Origin of the sequence: Sphingomonas sandaracina, from assembly GCF_036663695.1 — a bacterium.
In the GTDB taxonomy this organism is placed as follows: Bacteria; Pseudomonadota; Alphaproteobacteria; order Sphingomonadales; family Sphingomonadaceae; genus Sphingomonas.
In genome coordinates, this window is the sequence record NZ_JAXOJK010000004.1 from 333,519 (window position 1) to 355,974 (window position 22,456).

Below are 22,456 nucleotides of genomic sequence, written 5' to 3' on the forward strand. Positions count from 1 at the left end.
TGGCGCCGCTAGTATCGGCCCTATGGCAACCACACAAAATTTTAAAGTCAGCTCCGCCCTCAAGGATATCATTGGGCGAGACTTGATCACTAATGACGCAGTAGCGATTTTCGAACTCGTAAAGAACGCATTTGATGCGCACGCCGAACATGTTCAAATCGAGTTCGATGAAAACATGATAACGATCGTCGACGATGGCAAGGGTATGTCCGAAGATGAAATGTTGGATAAGTGGCTATTCGTAGCATATTCAGCAAAAAAGCTTGGCGAAGAAGACGATAAGTTACCGAGGGATTACAGGGACGAAATATCGATTCGGCGTGGCTATGCCGGAAACAAAGGAATTGGTCGCTTCTCCTGCGATCGCCTGGGTTCCGGACTCGAAATGTATTCCAGAAGCATAATAAGTAAAAAGATCACGCATCTTTCGGTTGATTGGCTTGATTTTGAGAACGATGCGCGTGCACAATTTGAAGCTATTGATGTCATGGTGGAGGAGGTGGACTTCTTTCCCCAGCCAATTAAAATTAAAGCGCCTCGCGTCAATGGTACGATGCTGCGAATCACGGGACTTCGCTCGCCTTGGGATGCGCAAAAAATCTCTTCCCTACGGTCTTATTTGGCGAAGCTGATTGATCCTTTTCAGCCTGCAGAAGGGGCCACAATATCAACGAAAGTGGTCGAATTAAACGACCCAGCGCTGAATGGGCCAGTCGGTAACGACATTATAGATTTGCTGAATGAAAAAACCGCGAAGCTAGAAGTTTCTCTCAAAGATGACATCATCACTAGCTCGCTCAGTGACCGTGGGGTGCTTATTTATAAGATTGAGGAACGGCTATCGAAGGAATTTATCGACCTAGCCAATACTCGATTGTCAGCCTCTCTATTTTTTCTTAACCGCAGCGCAAAGCAGACCTTTACTACGAGAATGGGGGTGCAGCCGGTATCATTCGGCAGCATATTTCTCTTTGTTAATGGTTTTAGGATATTTCCCGTAGGCGAGCCTACCGACGACACATTTGGTATTGGCCGTAGAAAGCAGCAGGGTACAAATAGGTATCTTGGTCAGCGAGATGTGCTTGGCAAGATCGACGTCAGCGGCCGACCAGAGGATTACGTCGAAGCTTCGAGTCGGGACGCCGGCCTCATCGAGACCAGAGCCGCTATAGCGTTAAACACATTTGTCATGCGACACCTCGTCCAAAGGCTTGAACGTTATGTCGTGACAGTAAACTGGGCTGATGCGCTTGATCAGCAACTTGAAGACTCCAGCGGCCTTCGATCAGACACGGCACGTGCTAGGATCATTCGTATCGTTCAGGCAATGGCCGGCTCTAAGACGATTAGGCTGCTCGACTATGATCAGGAGCTAATCGACGTTGTAAACGAGCGGTCGTCTGATTTTGAAGAGTCAATGGCGGGTTTGGTCTTAGTTGCCCAAGAGTCCGGCAATGAGGAATTACTTCGTCGCGTAGAACGTTCGCGCCAGCGCTATGAAGAGCAAAAGCAGGCGACCATCGAGGCCAAGGCTCGTGCGGACCGTGAGATAGCAGCGCGACGCGAGGCCGAAGACCGGGTTAGGGCTGCTGAGTTCAAGGCTGAGGTTTCGAAAAGCCATCTCGAGCGCGTTGAGAAGCAGGTTCAGCTGCTTCGTCACGCTCAGGAACGGGAGGACGATGAGCTCACCCTTCTGCATCATCAGGTAATCATCTACGCAAGCGAGGTGCAGGCTCTAGTCCGTCGCAGTCTTCGTCGGGCTCAGGAAGTAAAACCACCGATAGAGTCTATCCGGCAAGATCTAGAGCAAATAAGCTGGCAGAACAGTCGAATATTGGCAGTTGCGCGTGTGGCGACACAGGCCAACTTCAAACTACAAGCAGATAAAGTGGATGCCGATCTCATTCAATATATGTCGGAGTACGTTACTAAGGTTGCCGCATTGTATGGGGATATAAGGCGAGCGAATTTTGACACGGCAGGATTGTCTCTTAAAACGCGGTTTAGCCCCATAGATATTGCAATCGTTATTGATAACCTCTTCAGCAATGCTGGAAAAGCTGATGCGTATGAGATGGATTTCGTGGCAAGAAAGGGCACCACTGGCGGCGCTGTCGAGATAGTAGTGACCGATAATGGTCGAGGGATAGATGAGGCGAGGGTTGATATCTCAAAGATATTCGAAGTTGGCTATAGCGGCTCCCCGCGTGGGTCAGGCCTAGGCCTTTACCATGTTAAACAAGTATTGGAGGAGTTAGGGGGAGGGATCGGATTGGATCCCGATCGCCACCCCGGAGCTGCTTCATTTATTATTCGGCTGCCCAAAGAAGGTAAGTCCAAATGAGGTTGGATTTTAAGATCCTCTGGTTTGAGAATCAACCTAAAGATGTTCGGACACAGATTGACGACATTGAGGAGTATCTGCAGTCGGTAGGATTCATACCCCATGTGCATATGGAAATCGATGGGTCAAATGTGGAAGCTCTCGGGCGGCAACAGGAGGCCTTTGACGACTTTGATCTGGTAGTCGTTGATTATGATCTCGGTGACGATGTTCGTCAGGGAGATTGGGTTGCTGAACATGTGAGGCGACACTTCGGGTTCACAGATATAATATTTTATAGTGGCAAGCGCCCCGGCGATTTGCGTGACCTTGTCTGCAAGAAAGGTATTGACGGCGTCTATTGCTTTAACCGGCCAGATTTAACCGAGAAGCTGGCATTGCATATAGACGAGGTCGTCAAACGGCTTTCCCGTCTTGAGGCGATGAGAGGATTGTCTATGGGAGTAGTTGGCAAGTGCGACGATGAGTTTTCCAGTATCATCAGGCACCTTTTCGAGACGGCGAAACCGGACTGGCAGAAGCATATGGAAAGCAAGCTCGATGAAGTCGTCGAGAATGGCCTGGATGCGGCGCGGAAGCAGTATGATAAGAAAACTAATTTTCATCAGAAGCTGGAAAGCCGCGCGGTCACCAGCTTTCATCTTTGGACCCTCGTCAGATCTTTTTTGGGTAATAACAAGGATTGCGCCGGGCAGCTCGCGCGCATCGCTAATTATAACGACGAGGTGCTAGACCCGCGTAATCGTCTGGCTCACGCGACGGAGAGACGGGACGAAAAGGGCTGGACTGTTCATTCAGCAGCCAACCCGCCCATTACAAAAGCTAACTTCGCCGAGTTACGCGTTAATCTTGCTACCCATTTGGAGACAATCCGAGAGATCGGCCCCATTCTCGGCGTGCGCGGCTAGCAGTCCAAGCAGTATCTCGCCTAACGCTTCCGCAAGGAGAGGGGGGACTGCGTTGCCGACCTGCGTGTATCGGGGGCATGCTTCTCTTCGAGCAGCCCCGCCGCTGGTGTACGGTCCCCTAAATGCGAACCAGTCGGGAAACGATTGCAGTCGCGCGAGCTCGCGAACCGTTAGAATCCTCGCTTCTGAGTAGTGAAGAATATCGTCCGGCAACGTCGTGACGGTCGGCGAGGGTAGATCTGGCGACATCGGAGTAGTGGCACGCTTCTTCATGCCCAACCTGAGGCGGTCGGACATGGAAACCGATCTTCCTTTAGGGCACGTTTCAAGAATCTCGCTGAAGCGGCTGCGAACTTTTTCGGTGTGACGTGGAAGGCGCAAGTCTTGTGGAACCCCGGTATATCCATCCTGCATTAATCGTTGGTAGGCTGATGGGCTGTCGGGGTATCGGTGGTTAATCCGCTCAAATTTACCTCTTGAGCATTCCGTGTCCGCCACTAACTCGTCATGCACCGTTTCTAAATCGCCGAGGGCTTCGCGGGCCGAAGTGGCCGCGCCGGTCAAGCCGCGTTCCATTAGGAATCGTCGACGCGCGGTTCTCAGTCGCGTGAAAGGGGAGGCGGTACCGAGCGATCCTCGTCGTGCGGCAATAAGCAGGAATCGAGGGCGCCGTTGCGGGATGCCCCATTCGGCTGCGGTTACGACGTCACTCCAAACATCATATCCGATGGATTCTAATTGAGTGGTAACATACGTTGCGTATGTTCCGCCGTCCTTGTGGGACATTGATGTGAAGCCACGGACATTCTCGATCAATAGTAATTTCGGCCTCAAAATGCTGATCGCGGCAATGTAGCTCGTTACTAAGCTATTTCTTGGGTCGTCGGGCTGACGTTTGCCGTTCGTGGAAAAGCCTTGGCATGGCGGGCCGCCCACTACGAGATCGATATTGTCCGAAAGATCTCGTAGCTGTTCGGCGTAATTTGTTAAAAGAGAGCGTATGTCATGCGCTGCGCACGGTATAGAAGGCGGCCAAGCGGCGGCCGAGCCTACTCGATCGATTAAATTGTGGCGCAGGGTGGAAAATGCATCTGCATGTGTCTCGACCGCGAGGCGAAGCTCCCAGCCGGCTTTCTGCATGCCCAAGGACATGCCGCCACACCCTGCAAACAGATCGACGAAGGCTGGTTTCTGCATTTCTGCCCTATAGCGCACTGATCCCTCTCGACCAGGACAATTTACTAAACCAGAACCATAAGGAATCGGTTACGCCATCGTATGTCAGGAGTGGGGGGCAAACCGAGTATTTTATCGGGGGCAAAACGTTCAAGCACTCATCCACCAAACCGCAGTTTTCTGCGGTTGGTGACCCCTACGGGAATCGAACCCGTGCTTCAGCCGTGAAAGGGCCGCGTCCTAACCGCTAGACGAAGGGGCCTGCGTGGTTGGAGGCGCCTAAGGGGAAGCCGCTACGGCGTCAACCCCTCAATCCGCCCAGGCCGCGTCCTCGACGTGTAATTCCGCGGATGGGCGCGAAGACCAGTCGTCGATCTTCGCGCGGCCGGCGAGCCAGAGTTTGCGGTGGGGGGCGGCGCCGAGCAACGCCTGGCCAAGCGCGCTCTCGGCGGCGCGGAAGGCCATCGCCTTGATGCTGCGACCGTCGTCGCCGGCGACGATCGTGCGGACATGGCCGTTGCCGACGATGTCCGCCTTGATCACGCGGACCGGGCCCATCGCGACGCGCGGTGCGGGCCAGCCCATTCCGTAGGGGCCGCCGGCCTCCATGGATTCGACCAAGCCGGGGTTGACGCCGCCCGCCGCCAGCACCGCATCGAGCAGGAGCGCGCGGTCGCCGTTCGCGCGTTCGACCGCGGCGGCCAAGCGCTCTTCGAGGAAGTCGGTAAAGGCGGGAATCGCGGCTTCGGCGATCGTCAGGCCGGCCGCCATCGCATGGCCGCCGCCTGCCACGAGCAGGCCGTGTTCGCGGGCGGCCATCACCGCCGCGCCGAGGTCCACGCCGGGGATCGAGCGGCCCGAGCCCTTGCCGATACCGTTCTCGTCGATCGCGATGACGATCGCGGGGCGGCCGAGCTTTTCCTTCAGGCGGCCGGCGACGATGCCGATCACGCCGGGGTGCCAGTTCTGGCCCGAGACGACGGCGACCGCGCGGTCGCGGCTCGAGAGCAGGTCGGCGGCCTCCTGCACCGTCGTTTCGATCGCGCGGCGTTCCTCGTTGAGGCGGTCGAGTTCGGTGGCGATCTCGCGGGCTTCGTCGGGGTCCCGAGTGGTGAGCAGGCGGACGCCGAGATCGGCGCGACCGACGCGGCCGCCGGCGTTGATCCGCGGGCCCAGCGCGAAGCCCAGGTCGGTGCACGTCGGGTTGCGGGTCAGGCGCGACGCCTCGATCAACGCCGCGACGCCGATGTTCTTGCGCGCGCCCATCACCTTCAGGCCCTGCGATACGAACGCGCGGTTGAGGCCGCGGAGCTGCGCCACGTCGGCGACGGTGCCGAGCGCGACGATGTCGAGCAGGTCGATCAGTTTCGGCTCGGCGCAGTCCTTGAAGAAGCCGCGGGTGCGCAAGGTTCGGACGAGCGCGGCGGCGGCAAGGAAGCACATGCCGACCGCGGCGAGGTGGCCATGCGCGGCGCCCTCGGTCTCGTCCAGGCGGTTGGGGTTTACCAGCGCCAGCGCATGCGGCAGCGCGGTCGAGCATTTGTGGTGGTCGATGACGATCACGTCGACCTTCGCGTCGCGCGCGGCGTCGAGCGCGTCGAACGCCTGCGCCCCGCAGTCGACCGTGACGATCAGCGAGGCGCCTTCGCCCGCGAGGCGGACAAGCGCTTCGCCGGACGGGCCGTACCCTTCGAGCAGGCGGTCGGGGATGTACGGTCGCGCTTCGATGCCGAGATCGCGCAGCACCAGCACCATCAGCGCGGCGGAGGTAGCGCCATCGACGTCGTAATCGCCGAAGATCGCGACCTGTTCCTGCGCCTGCACCGCGTCGGCGAGGCGCTCGGCGGCGCGGTCCATGTCGCGGAAGATCGACGGATCAGGCATGAACGCGCGGATCGACGGCGTGCGGTGCGCGTCGAGCGCATCGCGCGGGCAGCCGCGCGCGAGGAGGAGCTGGGTGACGAGGTCGTCGCCCGAACCGCTGACGCCAAAGCCGTCCCGACCGTCCGCGGCGAGGGCACGCCAGCGCCAGGGCTGGCCGAGGATCGAAGAGGTTACGCCGAGAACTGTCATGGCCCGGACGTAGTGGCTGCGGGGGGATTGTCGAGCGGCGAGGCTTGTCCCCCCAGGCCCGCCGCGTCCCTCACTTGATCCAGGGTCGCTCGCGAAACCACTTCGTCACGATATACTTCACGCCCTCCATCACCGGCATGCCCTCGTGCAAGGTCAGCCCGTTGGGAGTCCCGTCCGGGTTCATGTTGTTCCACGCCAGCAGCATGCCGCGCTTCGGGGCGATCTTGATCCCCGCCTGCGGAAACCACGTCGCGCCGCCCTCGGGCACGTCGTTGAGGAACACCATCGCGGTCCAGGTGCGCTGGCCGCCCTGCTCCTGCATCTTCGCCCAATAGCTCTCGGACTCGTGGAAATAATCATGGTGCGCGCGGAATTGCTGGCCGGGGGCGTAGCGCTGGCCCTGCATCGTCTCGCCGTGGAGCAGGTCGATCCCGAGCAGCGTCGCGATCGCCTCGTCGTTCGGCTGCACGTCGGGGGACCAGCGATCCATGTCGCAGCTCTCGCTCGTCCGGAAATTGCTGTTTGGTCGATCCGACAGCAGCGTCGACGGCCGCCGCTTCGAATCGATCATCGCGATCAGCCGCTTGCAGGTTGCGGAATCGAGGAAGTCGGGCTGGTAATAGAATTGCACCGTGTCCATCGCGATGCGCTGCACCGCGGGATTGGCGTCCAGGCGCGCGGCGACCTGCGATCCGGCCACCTGGCGGAGCGCCATGGCCGGATCGAGCTTCTTGGCTTTTGAAAAGATACCCACGCGCGAGGATTTGGCGAACTGGTGCCGAAACGCAAGAGCCCCGCGGCGACCAAAATCACCGCGGGGCTCTCCCCTGTTACCTCGTGCCGGCAAGCCGGAGCTTACCAGAAGATGTCGTACACCGTGTCGACCACGCGGCCGCTGTCGAGATCGACCAGCAACGCGTCGTTGTAATAGCGCACCCAGCGATACGGACCGTACGCGTCGGGCAGGCGATAGGTGTACGGGTCCTGGATCCAGTAATTCTGGTTGTAGAGGATCCGGTTCAGCGAGAAGCCGACGTTGAAGCGACGATAGCCCGACCCCCAGCCGCTCGGCGCATAATAGCGCGGCAGGCGGTAGGCGCCGCGGTTCGACGCACGATAGTTGCTCCAGGCATAGCGGTTGTCGTTGCGCCAGCCCCGGTTCCACGCGCCGCCCTGATTGAAGCGACCCTGGTTGTAACCGCCGCGGTCATAACCCTGGACGTTGCCATAGGCTCGGTTGGGCTGACGGTAGCCACCGTTGCGGTCGCCGCGCCAGTCGTTCCGCCCGTCGTTGCGCCAATCGCCGCGACCGTCGTTGCCGCGCCCGTTGCGATCGAACTGACCTCGATCGAATTGACTGCGATCGGCCTGCGGGTTGCCGCGATCGAAGCCGAGACGACCCTGGCCATGATTCCAGTCGGGGCGAATCTGCCCGGCTTGCTGGTCCGGACGCGGCTGTCCGTTCCAGCCCTGACCATTGCCACGCTGTACGTTCCAGTCAGGACGTGCCCGACCATCGGCGCGATCGCCACGGACCTGCGCCTGCGTGCCAAGGTCGGCGCGCTGCGGGCGCTGGACTTGGTCCGGCGTTGCCGGGCGGTCCGGGCGCTGTTGCTGGAAGGCCTGTCCATCGCGCGGACCACGATCGCCGCGATCAGGGCGCTGGCCACGATCCTGGCGCGGTCCGTCGTTGCCGCGGTCACCGCGGTCACCGCGGTTCTGGTCGACCTGCTGTGCGGTCGCGGCCGTCGCCATCGTCGTCGCCGGTATCAACGCCGACGCCGCCATCAAGAGTTTCAGAAACCTGCCCGTCATCGCCGTCGTCCTCGACTGCCGGCGCACGAGCCGGCTCCTGTGATGGGTCGTGTCTAGGCCGTGCGGCGTGTGGGCAGGCTGAATGCGTTCGTCAGCGATTAGACAGGTTTAGCGGGGGGTGATCGGTCCTGCCGACCAGTTATCGTGCCCGACGCATGAAGACTAACCTCACCAATAACCGCCACCCCGCCGAAAATAACCGCCACCCCGGCGAAGGCCGGGGCCCAGTTGGGGACGGTCGGTAACTGAGTGCCGCGATGCATCACTCTGGACGTTCCAACTGGGCCCCGGCCTCCGCCGGGGAGGTGAAGAAGGGGGGTGATGGCGGGCGTAATGGCCATGCCAGTCTCAACGGGTTCGCCGTCACGCCCGTCTCCGCCACTCCATGTTCTCCCGCGAAGGCGGGAGCCCAGACTGGACTCCCGCCTTCGCGGGAGAACAAGGTGGCGGAAGAACAGCTTTTCGGTTCGAACAAACGCCTACCGCGCCGGCGGCGGCACCAGCGCAGGAACCAGCCGCGCCGAGTCCGCCGGATCGATCCCAGGCCGCGGCCCCGCCGGAATAACCTCTTCCCCGCGCGTCGCGCGACCCGCGCGCTGGATTGCTTCGACCACGCGCGGATACACCCCGCACCGGCACAGGTTCGTGATCTGCTCGCGGATTAGCGCCTCGCTCGGGTCCGCATTGCGCTTCAGCAAAGCCGCCGCCGCCATGATCATGCCGGGGATGCAGAACCCGCATTGCGGCACCGCTGCGGCAATGAAGGCCAACTGCACCGGATGGTTGCGCTCGCGCGACAGCCCTTCGATCGTGGTCACGTACGCGCCCTCGATCGATCCGATCGGCACGCGGCAACTGCGCACCGCGCGCCCGTCGATATCCACCGTGCACGCGCCGCAATGCCCCGTGCCGCAGCCATATTTGGTACCCGTCAGGTTCGACGCATCGCGCAGCGCCCACAGCAACGGCGTATCGGGGTCGAGCTTGTATTCGATCGGCGCGGTGTTGACGGTGAAGCGGCTCATGGCCGCCGTCCTAGCCCGCCGAACGGGCTCGCACCACGCGGCATTGCTTCCCGCGGCATTGTCACGCAGCATTGCCACGCAGCGGGGCCCCGGCTTATGTCGCGCGGAAATACCGCGAGAGGGCGCAAACACGATGCACGTCGATACCAAATCCACAACAGCGGCAGGCGGCGATGCCAGCCACGGCTACGATGCGCCCGACCTGCGCGTGTTCGTGTTCGCGCTGTTCTTCATCTTCGGCGGCATCACCTCGCTGAACGACATCATCATCCCCAAGATGAAGGAGCTCTTCACGCTCGACCACGCGACCGCGATGCTGGTCCAGTCGGCGTTCTTCCTCGCCTATGCGCTGTTCTCGATCCCCGCCGCGGCGATCGTGCGCAAGGCCGGCTACATGCGGACCGCGTCGATCGGCCTCGTCACGATGACCGCAGGCTGCCTGTTGTTCATCCCCGCCGCAGGCCAGGCGAGCTTCGGCATGTTCCTGTTCGCGCTGTTCGTGCTCGGCGCCGGCATCACCGTGGTCCAGGTCGTCGCCAACCCGCTGATCTCGGCGCTCGGCCATCCCAAGTCCGCCTCGAGCCGGCTGACCTTCGCGCAGGCGTTCAACTCGCTCGGCACCACCATCTTCCCGTATGTCGGCTCCGCGCTGATCCTCGGCGGGCTGGCGACGGTCGATTCCTCGACGCTCACCGGCGCCGCGCTCGACGCGTACCGCACCGAGTCGTCGCGGACCGTCGTGCACACCTATATCGGCCTCGCGATCGCGCTGCTGATCGTCGCCGCGGTCGTCTGGACCCGTCGCAACCGGCTCAACGAGGAGCAGGACCAGACCGGCAGCATCTTCCACGCGTTCACGTTGCTGAAGCGCCCGCGCTTCGCGATGGGGACGGCCTGCATCTTCCTTTACGTTGGCGCCGAAGTCGCGGTCGGCTCGCTGATCGTCAATTACCTGATGCAGCCGAGCGTGATGGGCCTGAGCGACGTCGCGGCGGGCCAGCACGTACCGTTCTATTGGGGCGGCGCGTTGATCGGGCGTTTCATCGGCGCGTACGTGCTGAACAAGGTGTCGCCGGGCAAGGTCCTCGCGGGCGTCGCGGCGGGTACTCTTGCGCTGATCCTGATCTCGGCGAATACCGAGGGCGCAGTGTCGGGCTGGGCGTTGCTGGCGATTGGCCTAATGAACGCGGTGATGTTCCCGACGATCTTCTCGTTGGCCTCGGAAGGTCTCGGCAAGCGTGCGGCGGAAGGCTCGGGCGTGATCGCCACGGCGATCGTCGGCGGCGCGATCATCCCGTATCTGACGGGGATGCTGGCGGACAAGTCGGGCAGCCTGCACTTCGCGCTGCTGCTCCCGGCGATCTGCTACGCGCTGATCCTCGCATACGGCCTGTACGCCCGGAAGCCGGTGGCGGAGGTCCCAGCCTAAGCCCCATCCGTCATCCTGGGCTCGACCCAGGATCCAGAGCCACGAATGTCAACGCAAGTGGCTCTGGATCCTGACTTTCGTCAGGATGACGGACGGGGCAGCATCGGCGCCGCCCGCCCGGTCGCGAGATCGGCATCGGAAAACCGGATCGGCGTGCGCAGCCCGGGCACCATCGACCCATCCGGTCGCGCCACCTCGATCGCCATCCCCCGCGCAACAACCTGCGGATCGTCGAACGCCTGCGCCACCGTGTTGATCGGTCCGGCCGGCACGCCCACCGCCTCCAGCCGCGCAAGCAGTTCGAGCTTGGGCACCAGCGACGTCGCCGCCTCGACCCCCGCGAACAGCACATCCTTGAACGCCAGCCGCCCGGCATTGGTCGCGAACCGGGGATCGTCGCGCATCTCGGGCAATGCCATCGCGTCGCAGAACCGCCGGAACTGCCCGTCATTCCCGACCGCCAGGATGAACCACCCATCGGCACACGGAAACACCGCATAGGGGCACACGTTCATATGCGCGTTCCCGACCCGCGTCGGCGACACGCCGCTCGCGAACCAGTTCATCGCCTGGTTCGCCAGCACCCCGGTCATCGTATCGAGCAGCGCCATGTCGATCTGCTGACCCTTGCCCGTGTGCTCGCGCATCGCCAACGCCGCCTGGATCGCGATCACGGAATACAGCCCGGTCATGATATCGGCGAACGCGACGCCGATTTTCTGCGGCGCGCCGTCCGGTTCGCCGGTCAGGTCCATGATCCCGCTCATGCCCTGGACGATAAAGTCGTAGCCCGCACGCGGCGCATAGGGTCCGTCCTGCCCGAACCCGGTGATCGAGCAATAGACCAGCCGTGGGTTGATCGCGGACAGCGTCGCATAGTTGAGCCCGTATTTCGCGAGCCCGCCGACCTTGAAATTCTCGATCACGACGTCCGCATCGGCAATCAGGTCGCGGACGGTCGCCTGTCCTTCGGGCGTGGTGAAGTCGACGACGACTGACCGCTTGCCCCGGTTGGCGGCGTGGAAATACGCAGCATCGCGCGTGCCGTCAGGGTTGTCGATGAACGGCGGTCCCCAGGTGCGCGTGTCGTCGCCCGCGGGACTCTCGACCTTGACGACATCGGCGCCAAGATCGGCCAGCACTTGTCCCGCCCAAGGCCCGGCGAGGATCCGCGCAAGTTCGACGACCTTCAGGCCGGTGAGGGGGGAAGGTTTGCCCCCCACGATCACAGCACCACCCCGGCGAAGGCCGGGGCCCAATTGGAAAGGTTAGAGTGACGAAGCGCCGCCTCAGCCAATACGCGTCCCCCACTTGGGCCCCGGCCTTCGCCGGGGTGGTGCAACGATCGGCGCGCAGCCTTCAAAACGCAGCGATACCCGTGATCGCGCGCCCCAGAATCAACGCATGCACATCATGCGCACCCTCATACGTGTTCACCGTCTCCAGGTTCATCATGTGGCGCATCACCTGATACTCCCCCGAAATCCCGTTGCCACCGTGCATGTCGCGAGACATCCGCGCGATATCGAGCGCCTTGCCGACATTGTTGCGCTTCACGATCGAGACCATCTCCGGCGCGAACCGGCCCTCGTCCATCAGCCGCCCGACGCGCAAGCTCGCCTGCAGCCCCAGCGCGATCTCGGTCTCCATGTCCGCCAGCTTCTTCTGGTACAGCTGCCGCCCAGCCAGCGGCGTCCCGAACTGGTTGCGATCGAGGCCATATTGCCGCGCCGCATGGAAACAGAATTCCGCTGCACCCAGCGCGCCCCATGAGATCCCGTAGCGCGCGCGATTGAGGCACCCGAACGGCCCCTTCAGCCCCTGCACGTCGGGCAGCAGCGCGTCGTCGCCGACCTCGACCTCGTCCATCATGATCAGGCCGGTGATCGAGGCGCGCAACGACAGCTTGCCCTCGATCTTCGGTGTCTCCAACCCCTTCATCCCGCGCTCCAGAATGAAGCCGCGGATGGCGCCGTCATGCTCGTCGGACTTCGCCCAGATCACAAATACGTCGGCGATCGGCGAGTTCGAGATCCACGTCTTCGCGCCGGAGATCACATAGCCGTTCGGGGTCTTCTTCGCGCGCGTCGTCATCCCGCCCGGATCGGAGCCCGCATCCGGTTCGGTCAGCCCGAAACAGCCGATGAACTCACCGGTCGCGAGCTTGGGCAGGTATTTCCGCTTCTGCGCCTCCGACCCGAACGCGTTGATCGGGTACATCACGAGGCTCGACTGCACCGACATCATCGAACGATAGCCTGAGTCGATCCGCTCCACCTCGCGCGCGACCAGCCCGTACGCGACATAGGACGCGCCGACGCCGCCATATTCCTCCGGGATGGTCGGCCCGAGCAGGCCCAGCTCGCCCATCTCGCGGAAAATCGCGGGATCGGTATGCTCGTGCTGGAACGCGTCGATGATCCGCGGCGCCAGCTTGTCGTCGGCATAGGCCTTCGCGCTGTCGCGGATCATCCGCTCGTCTTCGCTCAATTGATCGTCGAGCAGAAACGGATCCGCCCAGTCGAACTTGCCCATCCCGGCCATCGTCATCTCCTTCGTTGACCGCCGACTTCGTGTGTCGGCGGGCGAAAGTCCACCCCTGTCGAGACGTTTACGCGTCGATCAGCGTCAGCACCGCGATCGTCGCGTGCTCCCGGTCGCCGATCGTCTCGACGCGGTCGACCACGAGGTCGGCGACGATATGCCCGCGCATCGCGAACTTCGCCTCGGGCAAGCCGTCGATCCAGTCTCGAAGACCGGGTACGGGAACGGCGGCGATCGTCAGCCGGTGCTGCGCACCGGTGAAGGTGGCGCTGGCCCAAGGGGTGCAGTCGATCGACTCGACATGCATCGTGACGCCCGCCGCGGTCGCATGGCCGCGCAGCGCACGGATCAGCAGCGTGCCTGCATCGGGCCCGCGGATCGCGTCCATCCTCATGCCCCGTCCGCCGCGATGAACGATTCGATCTTCGCCACCATCGGCGCGCGCGGCTGGCGACCGCGCCGCAGGTCGTGGACCAGCCGCGGATCGCCGACCGCGAGACGGCCGAATTTCGACATCGGCATCCCCGTCCGCCGCAGATATCGATCGATCTTCATAAGCACGCTCATCGTCGCTCCTCCCGAGTCCTTGCATGATGTTCTTGATCTGTTCTCCCAAATCCTACTTGTCTAGGAAATTTCCTACGCTACGGTCCGAGGGTGTCTCGAACTGCATCCGATCCCGATCCAAGGCGTGCGCTGGCGACGCTGGCCGCCGAACGCGGCGACAGTCTGGCGGCCCTGTCGGCGATGCTCGGGCGCAATCCCGCCTATCTCCAGCAATATGTCCGCCGTGGCTCGCCGCGATCGCTGGCCGAGCGCGACCGGCGGCTATTGTCGGAATATCTCGGGGTGAGCGAAGTGACGCTGGGCGCGCCCGCCGATCGGGCCGCTGGGTTCCGGGTGCCGAAACTCGACGTCGCGGCATCGGCGGGCCCCGGCGCGCTGGTCGATGGCGAGATCGCGCTCGGCACCGACACGCTCGATCCGGGCCTGGCGCGCCGGTTGGGCCTGAAGGACGGGCAGGCCGCGATCATTCGCGTCCGCGGGAGCTCAATGGAGCCGGGGCTGTTCGACGGCGATCACATCGTCGTCGACACAGCCGACCGCACGCCGCGAGCCAAGGGCGGCGTGTACGTGATCCGGATCGACGATGCGGTGATGGTGAAGCGGGTTACGCTAGTCAGCGGAGCGCTGGTGGCGACGAGCGACAATCCGGCGGCCGGTCCGCTACCGGAAGGGCCGATCGCGGTGATCGGTCGCGTGGTGTGGCAGATGCGCGAGCCGCGTTGAGGGAAGTGCCACGTAATTAACTCGGACCCAAGTCCGCCTGACCCAACCAAATCTGACCCAGGCCGGTCGCGCTCGGTGCTCCTGCACCAGATTCCATATTTCGTCGTCATCCCCGCGGAGGCGGGGACCCATATGCTCAAGGGTTATCGAATAGATCGCGAGGTTTGCCCGTACGGGTTCCCGCCTGCGCGGGAATGACTGCTCGATGGTTGTCGAACCCTACCGCCGGTCCCGCAACCACACCAGCACCGCTGCCAGTACGCCCACCCCGGTCCCGACCAGAAACCCCGGTGTTGCCTGCCCGATCGCAAAGCCGACGCCTGCCCCGCCCAGCATGCCGAGCGCCACGAGGAACCCGCCCGCGGCGCTGGGGTCCTTGTGGGGGGGGAGGGTGTCGCGGGAAGTCGGGTCGGTCATCGCCCCGTCCTGCCACGCGCCGCGCCCGGATGCCAGTTGTGCGCGTTCGCCTGCCCGCCGGACGTCCCGCGTTCCGACGCCCAAACGGGCGCGATCCCCCGCCCGGACGAAACGTGGCGGAAATGCGGCGTTACATACTGTTCCGCAACGACAAGCCCGGCTAGGAGCCTGACATGGTGTTCCGCGTCGGGCGAGCCGGGCCGGCCGCCGCCTTTTTCGTTCTGACGACAGCGGGGGCGGTTTCCGGTGCCGGCGTATTGTCGGCGCATGCGCAAACCGTACCAGCGCCCGCACCTGCTCAGACACCCGCCCCGCCGACCGCGGATACGCCGATGTCACTCGACCCCAATTCACCGCTCGCCGCGCTGCCCGAAATCGGCGTCGCGTGGCCCGATCTCGCGAATTCGCCGATCGACCCCGCCGCTACGGTCGCCGCGGTCGATGCCAATGCCGAGACCCGCTATGCATGGCGGATCGAGGGGATCGATGCGATCGATACGACGCTGTTGCGGCAACGCTTCGCGCAACTCTCGACGCTCGATGCGAACGACGGGCAACCGGCCAATGCCGCGCAGCTCGATCGGCGCGCTCGCGAGGATGCCGACCTGCTCGACAGCCTGCTGCGTGCCCAGGGCTATTACGACGCCAGCGTCGCCACCCGTGTCGAGCCCGGCGCAAAGCCGATGGTCGTGCTGTCGGTCACGCCCGGTACGCTCTACCGGTTCAAGGGCGTGACGATCGACGGCATCGCTGCGGCAGGTGACAAGGCGCCGGGGCTGACGACCGCGTTCGGCGTGAAGCCCGAGGATCCGGTCAATTCGGATGCGATCGTCGCGGGGCAAGCCAAGCTGACGACGCAGATCGGTCGCGAAGGCTTTCCGTTCGCCAAGGTCGGCGATCCCGCGATCGTCGTCGATCATGCGACCCGCACCGCGACGCTCGACCTGTCGGTGCGGCCCGGCGGCGTGCGCAAGTTCGGCAACATCGTCGCATTGCCCGGCAACCGCGTGTTCGGCGCGGACCATGTCGGCGACATCGCGCGCTTTTCCCCCGGCGACCCGTATGACGCGGCCAAGCTCGACGATCTGCGGCGCGCGCTGATCCAGACCAGCCTCGTGTCCGCGGTCGATCTGAAAACGGTGCAGGGCACGACGCCCGATACCGTCGACGTCGCGGTGAAGCTCGATCCGGCGCCGCCGCGCACCGTCGCGGGCGAACTCGGCTATGGCACCGGCGAGGGTGCGCGCGCGGAACTCAGCTGGACGCACCGCAACCTGTTCCCGCCGGAGGGCGCGCTGACGGTCCGCGGCGTGCTGGGAACGCAGGAACAGCTCGGCTCGATCGTGTTCCGGCGCAACAATTTCGAGGCGCGCGACCGGGTGCTGACGTTCCAGGCTTCGGGCGTGCATACCAACCGCGATGCCTACGACGCGAAGACGTTCACGCTTGCGGGCAGCCTGGAGCGGCAGACCAACATCTTCTTCCAGAAGACGTGGACATGGTCGGTCGGTGCCGAACTGCTGGCGTCCGACGAGCGCGACGTGATCGTCTCCACCGGCGCGCCGCGGCGGCGGACGTTCTTCATCGGCGCGCTGCCGACCACGCTCAATTACGACGGTTCGGACGATCTGCTGAACCCGACCAGGGGGTTCCGGCTCGGCGCGCGCCTCAGCCCCGAGGTGTCGCTGCAGAATTCGGTGTTCGGCTATGCCCGGACCCAGTTCGACGGCAGCGTGTACCAGCCGTTCGGCGACCGGGTGGTGCTTGCGGCACGGACCCGGCTCGGTACGATCGTCGGCGCGCCGCGCGACCAGGTCGCACCGTCGCGGCGCTTCTACGCCGGCGGCGGCGCGTCGGTGCGCGGCTATGGCTATCAGTCGATCGGGCCGCGCGATCCCAACAACGATCCGATCGGCGGCCGCAGCCTCACCGAATTCTCGATCGAGGCGCGGGTGAAGGCATTCGGCAATTTCGGCATCGTGCCGTTCCTCGACGCGGGCAACATCTACACCTCGCCGCTGCCGAAATTCACCGGGCTGCAATACGGCACCGGGATCGGCGTGCGCTATTATTCGAACTTCGGCCCGATCCGTCTCGACGTCGGCACGCCGATCAACCCGCAGCCGGGTGACAGCCGCGTGGCGGTGTATGTTTCGCTGGGACAGGCATTTTGAGCGAGGAAGCCGCTCTGCCAAAGCGCCGGATCGCTTGGTGGCGCTGGATTACCAGCGCGGTCATGGCGCTGCTTGTGATCATCGGTACCGCGTTGCTGATCGTCGACACGGGGATCGGCCACCGCTTCGTCGCGGACCGCATCGCCGCGATCAAGACCGCCAACGGGCTACGCTTCACCGTCGGGCGGATCGAAGGGTCGCTGTACGGCGATACCCGTCTGGTCGACCTGCGCGTGTACGATCTGGAGGGGCTGGTCTTCCAGGCGCCGAACGTGACGCTCGACTGGTCGCCGTTCGACTGGTTTTCCAACCGGCTGGAAATCAACCGGCTGATCGTCGATCGCGCGATCCTGACGCATACGCCGCGCACCCGTCCGCCCAAGACCCGCGGGCCGATCCTGCCCGACTTCGACATTCATATCGGTAAGCTGTCGGTCGGGCGGCTGACGCTGGCGAAGCGTGTGCTGGGGACGCAGCGGATCGGCACGCTCGACGGACGCGCCGACATTCGCTCGGGCCGCGCGCTGGTCGACCTGAAGGCCCGCATTGCCGGTAGCGACGACCTGAAGCTGCGCATCGATGCCGAGCCTGCGCGCGACCGCTTCGACATCCACGTTGCTGCGAAGGGGGCGGCGAATGGCGTGCTCGCGCGGATGGTCCGGGCGAAGGCTCCGGTTTCGCTCGCGGTCACCGGCGACGGCAGCTGGGCGAAATGGAACGGCCGCGCGAACGGCATGATCGGCACGACGCGCGTCGTCGATCTGGCGCTGGTGCAGGTCGCGGGGCGCTACACGTTGTCGGGCACGCTCGCGCCGTCGTCGCTGCTGAAAGGGCGGCTGCAACGGCTGACCGCGCCGCGCGTGCTCGTCAACGGTAGCGCGATGTTCGCCGACCGACGCCTCGACGGCCAGCTCTCGCTGCGCACGCCGGCGCTGGCGATCGATACGACCGGCATCGTCGATCTCGGCGCGAACGCGTACCGCGACGTGCGGATCAAGGCGCGGCTGCTTCGCCCGCCCGCGTTGTTCGACAACATGACCGGCAACATGGTCGAATTGCGGGCGATCCTCGACGGCCCGTTCGCCACCGCCGCGTTCGACTACCGCCTCGACGCCAGCCGCTTCGCCTTCGATCAGACCGGGTTCGAGAACGCCCACGCCGCCGGCAGGGGGCGCCTGTCCGCTGCGCCCGTCACCGTCCCGATCCGCTTTACCGCGGCGCGCGTGACCGGGGTCGGCACCGTGGCCGGCGGCATCCTGCGCAACCTGTCGGTCGACGGCCAACTCCGCGTGACGCCGACGCTGCTCACCGGCGACGCCCTTCGGCTTCGGTCCGACAAGCTCACCGGCAGCATCAACCTCGTCGTCGATCTCCGCAACGGCCAGTTCGAGGTCGACATCAACGGCGGGCTCGGTCGCTACCTGATCCCCGGCCTCGGCATCGTCGACGTGAAGTCCACGCTACGCGTGGTCCCCGGCCCGAACCGCAAGGGCACGCGCGTGATCGGGCAGGGCAGTGCGCAGATGGTGCGGCTCGACAACGCGTTCTTCCGCAGCCTCGCAGGGGGATTGCCGCGGGTCACCGCCAACCTCGAACGCACCACCGACGGCGTGCTGCATTTTACCAATCTCGTGCTCACCGCGCCGCAGATCCGGCTGACCGGCAACGGCTATCGCCGGCGTGACGGCTCGTTTCATTTCGAGGGCGGCGGGCGTCAGCAGACCTATGGCCCGCTGACGCTCAAACTCGATGGCCGGATCGAAAAGCCGACGCTCGATCTCGTCTTCGCCAGCCCCAATGCAACGCTCGGCCTGTCGAACGTACGCGCGCATCTCGATCCGACGCCGCAGGGGTTCGCGTTCACCGCGGCAGGCGGCTCGCGGCTCGGGCCGTTCACCACCAACGGCGCGATCCTGTTGCCGCCCGGCGCCGGCGCGACCGTCGCGATCGCTGCGTTGAACGTCGCGGGAACGCGGGCGAGCGGCAATATCGCGGTCGTGGATGGCGGCTTCAACGGCGCACTGGCGGTCGCGGGCGGCGGTATCTCGGGCGAACTCCTGTTCCGCCCGGTCGGCAAGATTCAGCGCATCGAGGGCCATCTTGCCGCCAAGGGCGCGACGGTCGACAGCGTCGCGCTCCGCCAGGGCAAGCTCGATTTCGTCACCTTGCTCGATCCCGCCGGCACGTCGATCGAGGCGACCGCGACGGGTCTCGGGCTGCGCCGCGGTGCGCTCAGCCTCGCGCGGTTCAACGGTTCCGCATCGCTGCGCGGCGGCGTCGGCACGATCAAGGCGGCGATCGCCGGGTCGCGCGGTCGTGCGTTCGACATTCAGAGCGTCACGCAGGTCACTGCCGACCGCTACGCCATCTCGGCGCAGGGCACGCTCGACGGTCGCCCGTTGAGGCTGCTCACCCCTGCGGTCGTCACGCATGCCGAGGATGGCTGGCATCTCGCGCGGACCAAGCTCAGTTTCGGCGGCGGCGAGGCCGAAGTCGGCGGGCTCTTCACCGCGACCACCACTGCGATCGACGCCAGCCTGACGCGGATGCCGCTCGCCTTGCTCGATATCGGCTATCCCGGCCTCGGCCTCAGCGGTTCGGCGTCGGGGCGTTTCAACGTCGCGACATCGAACGGCGCGGCGCCGACGGGCAAGGCCGACCTCACGATCCGCGGTCTCTCGCGCGCCGGGCTGGTCCTGTCGTCGCGTCCGATCGACGTCGGCGTCGCGGCGGTATTGTCGCCCGACAAGCTCGGCCTGCGCGCGGTCATCGCGTCGGGTGGCAAGACGATCGGTCGCGCCCAGGCGCAGCTCGCGCCGCTCGGGCAGGGGGATTTCACCAGCCGGATCGTCAACGCCCGGCTGTTCGGGCAGCTGCGCTATAGTGGCCCCGCCGACACGCTCTGGCGGTTGACCCCGGTCGAGCTGTTCGACCTGTCGGGCCCTGTCGCGATCGGCGCGGACGTCGTCGGCACGCTCGCCAGGCCGACCTTGCGCGGCGTCGTCCAGGCGAACGGTGCGCGGATCGAGAGCGCGACCACCGGCACGGTCCTGACCAACGTCCAGGCGACCGGCCGGTTCGGCGGCTCGCGGCTCGTGATCGACCGGTTCGGTGCGGATGCGGGCAAGGGCGGGCGCGTCACGGGTTCCGGCCAGTTCGAATTCGCCGCCGCCAACGGTGTCGGCCTCGACCTCACCTTGCAGGCGGCCAAGGCGGTGATGATCAACCGCGACGATATCGGCGCGACGGTGTCCGGGCCGCTGACGTTCAAGTCGAACGGCTCGGGCGGCACGATCGCGGGCGACGTCGTGCTCGACAAGAGCCGCTACCGCCTCGGCCAGGCCACCGCTGCCAGCGCCGTCCCCCAACTCAACATCCGCGAAATCAACCTCCCCGACGGCGGCGAGGAAGTGGTCAAGCAGACCAAGCCCTGGACGTTGGCGATCAAGGCACGCGCGCCGAACCAGGTCATGGTCAGCGGTCTCGGCCTCACCAGCGAATGGTCCGCCAACCTGCAGATTGCCGGCCAGCCCGAGAACCCGGCGATCACCGGCCGCGCGACGCTGATCCGCGGCGACTATGAATTTGCAGGCCGCCAGTTCGAACTCGCGCGCGGCGTCATCCGCTTCGACGGCGGCGTGCCAGCCAACCCTGCGCTCGATATCGAGGCGAATGCCGATTCGACCGGGCTCAGTGCCTCGATCCGCGTCACCGGCTATGCGCTAAAACCCGAGATCGGCTTTACCAGCACGCCCGCACTGCCCGAGGACGAGTTGCTGTCGCGGCTGCTGTTCGGGACGTCGATCACCAATCTGTCCGCACCCGAAGCGTTGCAACTGGCGGCGGCAGTCGCGGCGTTGCAGGGCGGCGGCAGCGGGCTCAACCCGATCAACGCGGTGCGCCGCGCGGCCGGGCTCGATCGCCTGCGCATCCTCCCCGCTGATCCGCAGACGGGGCAGGGGACGTCGATCGCCGCGGGCAAATACGTCACGCGGCGGCTCTATGCGGAGATCGTCACCGACGGGCAGGGCTATTCGGCGACGCAGGTCGAGTTCCAGGTCACGCGTTGGCTGTCGCTGCTGTCGAGCATCTCCACGCTAGGCCGCCAGAGCGCCAACGTCCGCGTGTCGAAGGATTATTGAAGGATGATCCTTCCGCAGTGCTGGGATAAAGGCGAAACATGAAGCCCGTTATTTTCGGCCTTTCCGGCCCCGTCCTCACTCCCGCCGAACGCGCGTTCTTCGCCGTGTGCGAGCCTGCCGGCTACATCCTGTTCAAACGCAACATCGTCGACCGCACGCAAGTGCGCGCGCTGACGGATTCGCTCCGCGCCCTTGCGGGACGCGACGACCTCGCGATCCTGATCGACCAGGAGGGCGGTCGCGTCGCCAGGATGGGCCCGCCCGAATGGCCTGCATTTCCTGCAGGTCCGGTGTTCGACGCGGCGTATGAGCGCGCACCGATGACCGCGATCCAGGCGGCGCGCGCCAATGCGCAGGCGCTCGGCGTGATGCTGAGCGAGGTCGGCATTACCGTCGACTGCCTGCCGCTGCTCGACGTGTCACAGCCCGATACCACGGACGCGGTCGCTTCCCGCACGTTCGGCGCCGACCCCATGCGCGTGGCGGCTGTAGGCCGCGCGACGCTGGAGGGGCTGGCTGAAGGCGGCGTGGTCGGTGTCGTCAAGCACATGCCGGGGCACGGCCGCGCGAAGGTCGATACGCACCACCACCTCCCGACGGTGACTGCGACCGACGCCGAGCTCGAGATCGACCTCGAACCCTTCCGCACGCTCAACCAGGCGCCGATGGGCATGACGTCGCACATCGTATTCGAGGCTTGGGACGCCGACCGCCCCGCGACGCTGTCGCCGATCGTGATCGATGAAATCATCCGTCGACGGATCGGCTTCGACGGCCTGCTGATGACCGACGACATCGACATGAAGGCGCTGTCCGGCACCGCAGGTGACAAGGCGGCCGGCGCGATCGCCGCGGGCTGCGACCTGGTGCTCGACTGCTGGGCACGCATGGACGAGATGGTCGAGATCGCTGGGCGGCTGGGGGAAATCTTGGCAGCGTCGCGCGCGAGGCTCGATCGGGCGATGGCGTCGGTTGGGGCGGGAAAGGGTGATTTTGCGGCACTGATCGCAACGCGGGATGCGCTCTTGGCGCGTGCCTGATCGGGATCGGTACCGGTAGCGCGTTTCCTTAGCGTACCTCCCCGGCCTTCGCCGGGGGGCCTGGTTGCAGAGTATACTC

At 64.5% G+C, this 22,456-nt stretch carries 17 protein-coding genes and 1 tRNA gene; 7 read left to right on the plus strand and 11 right to left on the minus strand.

Annotated features, from left to right (window positions below; all coding sequences use genetic code 11):
- Positions 1–22 precede the first annotated feature (22 nt).
- Both U1707_RS14420 and U1707_RS14425 read left to right on the plus strand, forming a co-directional pair.
- Positions 23–2,344, plus strand: a complete 2,322-nt coding sequence (locus tag U1707_RS14420; RefSeq protein WP_332800763.1) for an ATP-binding protein — start codon at positions 23–25, stop codon at positions 2,342–2,344.
- Positions 2,341–3,252, plus strand: a complete 912-nt coding sequence (locus U1707_RS14425; protein WP_332800764.1) for a response regulator — start codon at positions 2,341–2,343, stop codon at positions 3,250–3,252. The genes U1707_RS14420 and U1707_RS14425 overlap by 4 nt, the downstream gene beginning before the upstream one ends.
- On the opposite strand, the gene U1707_RS14430 is transcribed toward U1707_RS14425, so the two are convergent.
- The 6 genes from U1707_RS14430 to U1707_RS14455 form a co-directional block, all read right to left on the minus strand.
- Positions 3,181–4,449: a DNA cytosine methyltransferase gene (locus U1707_RS14430; RefSeq protein WP_332800765.1), complete on the minus strand. Its 1,269-nt coding sequence runs from the start codon at positions 4,447–4,449 to the stop codon at positions 3,181–3,183. The two genes, U1707_RS14425 and U1707_RS14430, sit on opposite strands and share 72 nt — an antisense overlap.
- A gap of 166 nt (positions 4,450–4,615) precedes the next feature.
- Positions 4,616–4,690: transfer RNA gene (locus tag U1707_RS14435), tRNA-Glu, on the minus strand.
- Positions 4,691–4,737: 47 nt separating this feature from the next.
- Positions 4,738–6,501 carry a single-stranded-DNA-specific exonuclease RecJ gene (gene recJ / locus U1707_RS14440; RefSeq protein WP_332800766.1) on the minus strand — a complete coding sequence of 588 codons (1,764 nt, stop codon included), beginning with the start codon at positions 6,499–6,501 and terminating at the stop codon, positions 4,738–4,740.
- 70 nt (positions 6,502–6,571) lie between these two features.
- Positions 6,572–7,255: a prolyl hydroxylase family protein gene (locus tag U1707_RS14445; protein WP_443025704.1), complete on the minus strand. Its 684-nt coding sequence runs from the start codon at positions 7,253–7,255 to the stop codon at positions 6,572–6,574.
- A gap of 101 nt (positions 7,256–7,356) precedes the next feature.
- The gene (locus U1707_RS14450) at positions 7,357–8,316 is read right to left on the minus strand and encodes an RcnB family protein (RefSeq protein ID WP_332800767.1); all 960 of its coding nucleotides are present in this window, start codon (positions 8,314–8,316) and stop codon (positions 7,357–7,359) included.
- 479 nt (positions 8,317–8,795) lie between these two features.
- Positions 8,796–9,341 (minus strand): (2Fe-2S)-binding protein, encoded by a 546-nt coding sequence (locus tag U1707_RS14455; RefSeq protein ID WP_332800768.1) that lies wholly within the window; start codon positions 9,339–9,341, stop codon positions 8,796–8,798.
- Positions 9,342–9,474: 133 nt separating this feature from the next.
- Between U1707_RS14455 and U1707_RS14460 the strand changes: the two genes are divergently transcribed.
- Positions 9,475–10,770 carry a sugar MFS transporter gene (locus U1707_RS14460; protein ID WP_332800769.1) on the plus strand — a complete coding sequence of 432 codons (1,296 nt, stop codon included), beginning with the start codon at positions 9,475–9,477 and terminating at the stop codon, positions 10,768–10,770.
- An 80-nt stretch (positions 10,771–10,850) separates the two neighbouring features.
- Here the strand turns inward: U1707_RS14460 and U1707_RS14465 are convergent, their stop codons facing one another.
- From U1707_RS14465 to U1707_RS14480, 4 genes are all read right to left on the minus strand, one after another.
- Positions 10,851–11,993, minus strand: coding sequence for a CaiB/BaiF CoA transferase family protein (locus U1707_RS14465; protein ID WP_332800848.1), 1,143 nt, complete (start codon positions 11,991–11,993; stop codon positions 10,851–10,853).
- A gap of 136 nt (positions 11,994–12,129) precedes the next feature.
- Positions 12,130–13,314 (minus strand): acyl-CoA dehydrogenase, encoded by a 1,185-nt coding sequence (locus tag U1707_RS14470; protein WP_332800770.1) that lies wholly within the window; start codon positions 13,312–13,314, stop codon positions 12,130–12,132.
- A gap of 67 nt (positions 13,315–13,381) precedes the next feature.
- Positions 13,382–13,708 (minus strand): hypothetical protein, encoded by a 327-nt coding sequence (locus U1707_RS14475; RefSeq protein ID WP_332800771.1) that lies wholly within the window; start codon positions 13,706–13,708, stop codon positions 13,382–13,384.
- Positions 13,705–13,881 (minus strand): hypothetical protein, encoded by a 177-nt coding sequence (locus U1707_RS14480; RefSeq protein WP_332800772.1) that lies wholly within the window; start codon positions 13,879–13,881, stop codon positions 13,705–13,707. Before U1707_RS14480 ends, U1707_RS14475 begins: the two co-directional genes overlap by 4 nt.
- A gap of 90 nt (positions 13,882–13,971) precedes the next feature.
- On the opposite strand from U1707_RS14480, the gene U1707_RS14485 reads away from it, so the two are divergent.
- Positions 13,972–14,604 (plus strand): S24 family peptidase, encoded by a 633-nt coding sequence (locus U1707_RS14485; RefSeq protein ID WP_332800773.1) that lies wholly within the window; start codon positions 13,972–13,974, stop codon positions 14,602–14,604.
- Positions 14,605–14,823: 219 nt separating this feature from the next.
- On the opposite strand, the gene U1707_RS14490 is transcribed toward U1707_RS14485, so the two are convergent.
- Positions 14,824–15,021, minus strand: coding sequence for a hypothetical protein (locus tag U1707_RS14490; RefSeq protein ID WP_197983112.1), 198 nt, complete (start codon positions 15,019–15,021; stop codon positions 14,824–14,826).
- Positions 15,022–15,194: 173 nt separating this feature from the next.
- On the opposite strand from U1707_RS14490, the gene U1707_RS14495 reads away from it, so the two are divergent.
- From U1707_RS14495 to U1707_RS14505, 3 genes are all read left to right on the plus strand, one after another.
- Positions 15,195–17,195 carry an autotransporter assembly complex protein TamA gene (locus U1707_RS14495; protein WP_332800774.1) on the plus strand — a complete coding sequence of 667 codons (2,001 nt, stop codon included), beginning with the start codon at positions 15,195–15,197 and terminating at the stop codon, positions 17,193–17,195.
- Between the two features lie 62 nt (positions 17,196–17,257).
- The gene (locus tag U1707_RS14500) at positions 17,258–21,337 is read left to right on the plus strand and encodes a translocation/assembly module TamB domain-containing protein (RefSeq protein WP_332800849.1); all 4,080 of its coding nucleotides are present in this window, start codon (positions 17,258–17,260) and stop codon (positions 21,335–21,337) included.
- Positions 21,338–21,375: 38 nt separating this feature from the next.
- Complete coding sequence (locus tag U1707_RS14505) at positions 21,376–22,377, plus strand: glycoside hydrolase family 3 N-terminal domain-containing protein (protein ID WP_332800775.1); 1,002 nt, start codon at positions 21,376–21,378, stop codon at positions 22,375–22,377.
- Positions 22,378–22,456 lie beyond the last annotated feature (79 nt).